Annotated in this window: 12 protein-coding genes; 11 read left to right on the top strand and 1 reads right to left on the bottom strand. The window is 60.4% G+C overall.

Going from position 1 to position 6208, the window contains the following annotated elements; genetic code table 11:
* Positions 1-27: 27 nt before the first annotated feature.
* Positions 28-315 (bottom strand): DUF1654 domain-containing protein, encoded by a 288-nt coding sequence (locus KY379_RS24110; protein WP_261241602.1) that lies wholly within the window; start codon positions 313-315, stop codon positions 28-30.
* Positions 316-879: 564 nt separating this feature from the next.
* On the opposite strand from KY379_RS24110, the gene KY379_RS24105 reads away from it, so the two are divergent.
* The 11 genes from KY379_RS24105 (at position 880) to KY379_RS24055 (ending at position 6206) form a co-directional block, all read left to right on the top strand.
* Positions 880-1152: a hypothetical protein gene (locus KY379_RS24105; RefSeq protein WP_261241603.1), complete on the top strand. Its 273-nt coding sequence runs from the start codon at positions 880-882 to the stop codon at positions 1150-1152.
* Between the two features lie 584 nt (positions 1153-1736).
* Positions 1737-1976, top strand: coding sequence for a hypothetical protein (locus KY379_RS24100; RefSeq protein ID WP_261241604.1), 240 nt, complete (start codon positions 1737-1739; stop codon positions 1974-1976).
* A complete protein-coding gene (locus KY379_RS24095; RefSeq protein ID WP_261241605.1) occupies positions 1973-2266 on the top strand; it encodes a DUF551 domain-containing protein in 294 nt (97 codons plus the stop codon). The genes KY379_RS24100 and KY379_RS24095 overlap by 4 nt, the downstream gene beginning before the upstream one ends.
* 20 nt (positions 2267-2286) lie before the next feature.
* A complete protein-coding gene (locus KY379_RS24090) occupies positions 2287-2730 on the top strand; it encodes a hypothetical protein (protein ID WP_261241607.1) in 444 nt (147 codons plus the stop codon).
* A gap of 20 nt (positions 2731-2750) precedes the next feature.
* On the top strand, positions 2751-3005 hold the full coding sequence (locus KY379_RS24085; RefSeq protein ID WP_261241608.1) for a hypothetical protein: 255 nt from the start codon (positions 2751-2753) through the stop codon (positions 3003-3005).
* The gene (locus KY379_RS24080; protein ID WP_261241609.1) at positions 3002-3232 is read left to right on the top strand and encodes a hypothetical protein; all 231 of its coding nucleotides are present in this window, start codon (positions 3002-3004) and stop codon (positions 3230-3232) included. The genes KY379_RS24085 and KY379_RS24080 overlap by 4 nt, the downstream gene beginning before the upstream one ends.
* A complete protein-coding gene (locus KY379_RS24075; RefSeq protein ID WP_261241610.1) occupies positions 3229-3423 on the top strand; it encodes a hypothetical protein in 195 nt (64 codons plus the stop codon). The genes KY379_RS24080 and KY379_RS24075 overlap by 4 nt, the downstream gene beginning before the upstream one ends.
* Positions 3424-3580: 157 nt before the next feature.
* A complete protein-coding gene (locus KY379_RS24070) occupies positions 3581-4678 on the top strand; it encodes a hypothetical protein (RefSeq protein WP_261241611.1) in 1098 nt (365 codons plus the stop codon).
* Positions 4679-4685: 7 nt separating this feature from the next.
* Entirely contained in the window at positions 4686-4832 is a 147-nt protein-coding gene (locus tag KY379_RS24065) for a hypothetical protein (protein WP_165976044.1), read from the top strand.
* 85 nt (positions 4833-4917) lie between these two features.
* Positions 4918-5703, top strand: a complete 786-nt coding sequence (locus tag KY379_RS24060; RefSeq protein WP_409977295.1) for an ATP-binding protein — start codon at positions 4918-4920, stop codon at positions 5701-5703.
* The gene (locus KY379_RS24055; RefSeq protein WP_261241615.1) at positions 5700-6206 is read left to right on the top strand and encodes a single-stranded DNA-binding protein; all 507 of its coding nucleotides are present in this window, start codon (positions 5700-5702) and stop codon (positions 6204-6206) included. The genes KY379_RS24060 and KY379_RS24055 overlap by 4 nt, the downstream gene beginning before the upstream one ends.
* The last annotated feature ends 2 nt before the right edge of the window (positions 6207-6208 follow it).

Raw genomic sequence — 6208 nt, 5'->3', positions numbered from 1 at the left:
CAGTGAGATCGGACAGTTGCTGCCGCATCAGTGGGTGCCGGCCTGACTTACGCAAGGTGAGTTCGCCGGACGCTTACACCGTACCGTCACGCTCTCGTCGTCATTGAACGTCAGGTCCAGTTCTGGCGTCTCGGCCAGCAGGCCCATCACCTCCTCCCACTCCATGTCACCGTCCGTGTCCAGGCGATGGATAGTCACCCAACGCTGAGCCTGCGCGATGGGGTGATTGATCATCGACGAGACCCGCAGCCCCAAGCGTTCCAGCCCGGTCATCTCATGGCGTGCTTGCGGGTTCGACTTCTTCTGCTTGGCCATACCTTCCTCCGTTAACTGTACATCCATCCAGTATTTAGCAAAGCATACATCACGCCCTGTGAAAGGTGAACACGCTTCGCTTGGAAGATTTTCAACACGGCCTCGAAAAAATAAATCACATTTCGTGTTGACATAAAAAACACATTGCGTGATATTTGCCTCAACACAGCAGTCACTCACGAGGGACTGCCGAGGCCCTCAAGCCTCACCGCTCTTTACACATCGATGGGAACCTCGCGGATCGATCCCGGCAACGGTACAGCGCGAGCAATAAATTCGATCCCCATGCCAGCTCTGGAACTGGCCAGCTCGAAGCCATGCGGCGCGCTCCCTCACTGAAAGCGTCAAGCGGGCCAAGGGTTGAGCTGCAAACGCTCCCTGCCAGGTAGCCCTCAGAACGGGCTGATGCACTGGTACAGCGGGCCACTCCGGGGAACCGGTGGAGGCTGCAGCAATGAAGCAATCGCCCAGGCCACCGTGGCGAGTAACGGAGCCCCGCAATACCGATTTCACTCGCAGCCATTCGCACGAGTGGCTGCCGGGAAATCAACCGAGGAACGCCGCATGCAGATCAACCAGCAGAAAACGGTGCAGGTCGATGTGACCGAAATTCGTCTGCACATCAAGGTGCGCGATGACTTCGCCGCCGGCCTGCAAGACGCCCAGGGCGATGAGGTCTGCAGCTACGAGGGATATGTGCCGGACTTCTTCCCGGGTAACCACTACGGCGACTACCTGATCCTGAACATCGACCTCGATACAGGTCAGATCAAGAACTGGAACAAGCCCACGGTGGCAGACGTCGAGAAGATGCTGAACCAGGGCGACGACGACTGAACAACCAACACCACGTCCGCCTGACGTTAACTGCCCGATGCCCTGCTCCCCATCGCAGGCTGCATCGGAGTGTGATCTGTGAGACGTGGCCGCTGAAACCCAAGCGCCGTGATGGATGCGCCGAAACGTGGATACGGGGCGCTCAACACCAGATCACACCCCAATGCATCCTCAAAGCAGTAAAAAATATTGAATCAGCTAATTGCCTGCTCGGTCAGGAATTATGAACGCAGTAAATCTGACGAGGTAACAGCAATGACTATCCAGGCAGAGACACTCGCTCAACTGACCAAAGCTCTCCAAGAGCGCGGCATGAAACTCGTAACAGACGTTGCATTTACCAGAGCGCCATACCGGCAAAACCATCGCTGGATCTGCATCGTCGAGTAGCAATTCTATTTGCCGGCGGCTCGGGCTAAGACCCCACCGCCGGTACCACTCACTCAGCGTCAACTCCCGCAACACCTAGTTCAACACCTCTTCCCTTCACATCGACCGCATTGGCCAGGCGCCAGGCCACCTTTCACGGTGGGCTTGGTCACCCGCGCCTGGCGCCTGGCCAATGCGGTCTAGAGGACTTCCCTATGTGCGATTGCAGACAAAAATTCGAAAAGGCTGCAGCTGAGCGGCACCCGGAAATCACCGGCGCCAAGGCGACCCTGCAGGGCTACATGCTCATTCCTGCTGGACGCCAATATGCGGAATGCGAGGTTGTCGGAACTCGCACTACCGCCAAGGGCAAAGAGATCAAAGCCAAGGCGATCATCAATGTGCTTGGCAACTACTGCATGTTCTGTGGCGAAAAGCACCCGGAGGCAGCATGAGCGGCTGGATCAAGTGCAGCGACAGGCTGCCTCAGCAGCTATCAGGAACAGCAAAAGAGTACATCGTCTGCGCTGTCGTCGAAGGGCAGACGTTCGTGTTCTCTGCTCAGTACCTGAATGGCTATGGGCTGTACAACCCTGATGATGATTGCGGCGAAGAGGACGGTATCACCGAGGCTTTCGGTTGGTATGACGTCAAAGAGAGCGCCGAGTACGCGGGATGGTATGAGCCAATCAATGACCGCGACGTCACCCACTGGCAGCCCCTCCCTTCCCCACCCACCGAGTAACCCACCACCTGGAGGGCGCCATGAGCGAACCCGGATATTGCGAGGGTGATACCTGCGGCCGTGATGGCTGTGAGGGCGTCATCGAATCGCACGATGTAGAAAACTGCAGCTGCCATATCAACCCACCCTGCGGGGCATGCACTGCGCCACGCGGCTACTGCGAGGCTTGTGGCTGGGAGGAGTCGGAAGACCCAGCTCCTGAGCCAGAGCCAATCAGCCAGAAGGAAAAGGACTTCTGGAAAGCACAGGTCGAAGAGTGGGAGCGCGCCAGAAATGCCCCGCTGGATAACACAAAGGTCAGCTGGCGATTCGTGCCCCACACCAACGCCTCAATGATCAAGGAAGGCGTCTACCCGGAACACATGAGCCGCGAAGAGGTTGAGCGCGAGGTTCGCGGAACCTTCGGCGGCCGCTTCGAGCACTTCGGCAATGGCCGTTTCAAGTACATCGCATACACCGACTGATCCACCACCTGGAGGCGATCATGGCTCACGAGCATGAGCTTTACGCAGACAGCGCACAGGGCCGCGAGCTTGATCGCCGAATCTCCGGTGATCACGACGTCCACTGGGCCGCAGACATAACCCCCGATCAGGCGGCTGCGAACAACCAAGCGTGGCTTGCGATCATCCGCCAGCAAGAAGAACACCGAAAAGCTACCAGCCGCCGGGTGATTGCCGCGGCACTCGACAAGATGGAAGCCATGTGCGGCTCAGGTGCCGCCCGGAGGACTGCATGAACAGGAAGACGAGGCAAGACGTAGTCGATTTCATCGAGTCGCGCTTTGAATGGGCGCGCGAGCGTTTCACCGCAGTCCTTCGGGCCGAGCTCGACACGGCCATAGACCTTGCGGGGCTCACTGGCGCAATCGACCTGACCGAGCAGCGACTCTACAAGGAGCGGCTGAACCGCTTTGTAGTGGCTGATCACCAACAATGGCTTATCGCTAACAGGATGGCCTCATGACCACAGCACCGGTTAAATCCCTGATTGACGAACAGCTCGAGCAGATCGAGCGAAGCCTGGCGGTGATCAGCTTCGGCATACCCTTCAATGAAGCTGTTGGTCTTCCGCGCGAAACACCTGTGGCTAGCCTCAAGCGCAGCCTCGCCGTAACCATGAAGGGCCGGCGCATCGCCGTCCGCGTGCGGCCATGACCGGCTACCAGCGCGCCCGTCGCTACGCCATGTGGCGCGGCAGCTTCATCACCCTCTCCCTGTGCACCGCCTGGATGCTCGCAAGCGCCCTAGCCGGCTGCATCACCCAATAACCAACTTGTCAGCGCCCACCGCATGGACGGCGCGGGAGATTCGCATGTCCGCACAAACTGAACTGGCTGCAGTGCCGCCGAAAGACACCGCGCTCCAGGTCTTCCAGGCTGCCAACGGTCTGGACCCATACCTTCGTAAAATCCGCGAGGAGATCGACGCCTTCGTCCCGGATGTGACCACTCGCAAAGGTCGTGAGGCTATCGCCTCGATCGCCTACAAAGTAGCCCGCTCCAAAACCGCATTGGACAACGTCGGCAAAGAGCTCGTGGCTGAGCTCAAGGAGATCCCCAAGAAGGTCGATGCCGAACGCAAGCGCATGCGTGACCTTCTGGATGCTTGGCAGGAAGAAGTCCGCCGCCCGTTGAACGCATGGCAGGCTGCCGAAGATGATCGGGTTGACCGACACCAGGCTCGCATCCAGCAGCTGCGCGACCTGGTGGACGTTGAAACGCTATTTGCGGAGGGTATCCGCTTCAAGATCAGTCAGGCCGAAGCAGTTGTGATTGACGAAGGCTTTGAGGAGTTCGAAGCGGAGGCGCATCAAGCCAAGGCCAAAACGCTGGAATCCCTACGCGCATCCTTGGCCAGGCAGGAAAAGCACGAAGCCGAGCAGGCAGAGCTGGAGCGTCTGCGCGCTGAGACTGCCGCCCGTGAGCAGAAGGAGCGCGAGGAGCGCATCGCCCAGGAAGCAGCAGAGCGCGCCCGGCTGGAGGCCGAGCATAAGGCCCAGGCCGAGCGCGAAGCCGCCCAGCGTCGTGAGCAGGAGGCAAAAGCAGTAGCAGACCGCCGTGAACTTGAGCTGAAACTGCAGGCCGAGCAGGCGGAGCGCGCCAAGGCTCAGGCCGAGGCAGATCGCGTAGCCGCCGAGCAGCGGGCCGAGCAAGAACGGCAGGCTGCCGCCCGCCAGGCCGAAGAGGCTGCCGAGCAGGCGCGTCAAGACGAGCGCCGACGTGCTGATGCCGCTGCCGCTGAGATCCTTCGCCAGCAGGAAGCCCGCGAGTCCGACAAGGCGCACCGGGCCAGCATCAACCGCACTTCCCTGGAGGCCTTCGTGGCTGGCGGCATGACTGAGCAGTGCGCAAAGCAGGCGATCACCCTGATCGCTCAACGCAAGATCCCGAACATCGCCATTTCTTACTGAGGCGCCCATGAACACAACGCCCCGCCTGGCCGCCCAGCTCGACTGGATGACGGTCGGATCGTTCTCGCCTGAGCGGTACCAGGGCGAAGAGCGCAAAGAGTATGAAGACGAGGCCGCTCGTATTGAGCGGCAGTGGGACAACCAACCGAACTGAGGGCATCCCCATGTTCAAGAAAGCCGAACGCAAGCAGGCCAAGCTACGGCTGGCACTTGCTGGGCCATCCGGGTCTGGAAAGACCATGTCAGCGCTGCTCATGGCCAAGGGCCTGGGCGGCCGTATCGCGGTAATCGACACCGAGCACGGTAGCGCTTCGCTGTACGCCGACATTGCTGACTTCGACGTGCTCGAGCTGCACGCGCCCTACTCGCCAGAGCGATACGCCGAGGCGATCACCGCCGCCGAACAGGCCGGCTATAGCGTACTGATCATCGACAGCTACTCGCACGAGTGGACAGGCTCCGGCGGCTGCCTGGAGTCGAACGAAAAGCTCGCGCACCAGAAGTTCAAGGGCAACACCTGGGCGGCCTGGAACGAAACCACACCGCGCCACCGCAAGCTGACGGACAAGATCCTGACCAGCCCGCTGCACATCATCTGCACCATGCGGAGCAAGACGGAGACGGTGCAGGGCGAAGGTAAGAAAGTGATCAAGCTCGGCATGAAGTCCGAGCAGCGTGACGGCACCGACTACGAATTCACCGTGGTGCTCGACATCACGCACGACGGCCACGCTGCCATCGCCAGCAAGGACAGGACCAAGCTGTTCGACCAGCCCGAGGTGATCAGCGAGGACACGGGGCGTCGGCTGCTGGCCTGGCTGAACGACGGTAAGTCGCAGGCCGAGCTGCAGACCACGGCACTGCAGGATGCGCTGTCGAAGATCCCGGTTACCGAGACGATGCAGGAGCTGCAGAGCGTGTACTCGGCTGCATACCGGATCCTTGAGCAATCGCCCGACCACCTGGCGCAGCTGAATGCCGCCAAAGATAAACGCAAAGCAGAACTCGCGGAGAAAGCAGCATGAGGGGTATCAACAAAGTAATCCTAGTCGGCGCCTGCGGTCAGGACCCCGAGGTCCGCTACCTGCCCAATGGTAACGCGGTCACCAACCTGAGCCTGGCCACGAGCGAGGCCTGGACGGACAAGCAGACCGGCCAGAAGGTCGAGAAAACCGAATGGCACCGGGTGGTGCTGTTCGGCAAGGTCGCGGAGATTGCCGGCGAGTACCTGCGCAAAGGCTCGCAGTGCTACATCGAAGGCAAGCTCAAGACCCGCGAATGGGAAAAGGATGGCATCAAGCGGTACAGCACAGAGGTGCACGTCGACATCAACGGCACCATGCAGCTTCTAGGCGGAAGGCCAGACGGCCAGGGCGGCGGGCAGCAGCAGCGCCAGCCTCAACAGCAAAGGCAGCAGCCCCGTCAGCAGCAGCGCCAGGCGACCCAGCAGAGCCAGCAGTCGGCGCCGCCGGATAACTTCGACGACGATATCCCGTTCGCCCCGCTCCACCACTTGGCAGGTGCATAGCC

The sequence above is a fragment of the Pseudomonas sp. HD6422 genome (assembly GCF_025377065.1).
Classification (GTDB): Bacteria; Pseudomonadota; Gammaproteobacteria; order Pseudomonadales; family Pseudomonadaceae; genus Aquipseudomonas; species Aquipseudomonas putida_U.
The sequence above is the reverse complement of the archived record's forward strand: the minus strand, read 5'-3'. Positions and strand labels throughout refer to the sequence as shown.

Excerpts from the sequence above, each read along its gene's own strand:
- KY379_RS24110 (WP_261241602.1), bottom strand. The coding sequence starts at position 315 with ATGGCCAAGCAGAAGAAGTCGAACCCGCAAGCACGCCATGAGATGACC.
- KY379_RS24105 (WP_261241603.1), top strand. The coding sequence starts at position 880 with ATGCAGATCAACCAGCAGAAAACGGTGCAGGTCGATGTGACCGAAATT.
- KY379_RS24100 (WP_261241604.1), top strand. The coding sequence starts at position 1,737 with ATGTGCGATTGCAGACAAAAATTCGAAAAGGCTGCAGCTGAGCGGCAC.
- KY379_RS24095 (WP_261241605.1), top strand. The coding sequence starts at position 1,973 with ATGAGCGGCTGGATCAAGTGCAGCGACAGGCTGCCTCAGCAGCTATCA.
- KY379_RS24090 (WP_261241607.1), top strand. The coding sequence starts at position 2,287 with ATGAGCGAACCCGGATATTGCGAGGGTGATACCTGCGGCCGTGATGGC.
- KY379_RS24085 (WP_261241608.1), top strand. The coding sequence starts at position 2,751 with ATGGCTCACGAGCATGAGCTTTACGCAGACAGCGCACAGGGCCGCGAG.
- KY379_RS24080 (WP_261241609.1), top strand. The coding sequence starts at position 3,002 with ATGAACAGGAAGACGAGGCAAGACGTAGTCGATTTCATCGAGTCGCGC.
- KY379_RS24075 (WP_261241610.1), top strand. The coding sequence starts at position 3,229 with ATGACCACAGCACCGGTTAAATCCCTGATTGACGAACAGCTCGAGCAG.
- KY379_RS24070 (WP_261241611.1), top strand. The coding sequence starts at position 3,581 with ATGTCCGCACAAACTGAACTGGCTGCAGTGCCGCCGAAAGACACCGCG.
- KY379_RS24065 (WP_165976044.1), top strand. The coding sequence starts at position 4,686 with ATGAACACAACGCCCCGCCTGGCCGCCCAGCTCGACTGGATGACGGTC.
- KY379_RS24060 (WP_409977295.1), top strand. The coding sequence starts at position 4,918 with ATGTCAGCGCTGCTCATGGCCAAGGGCCTGGGCGGCCGTATCGCGGTA.
- KY379_RS24055 (WP_261241615.1), top strand. The coding sequence starts at position 5,700 with ATGAGGGGTATCAACAAAGTAATCCTAGTCGGCGCCTGCGGTCAGGAC.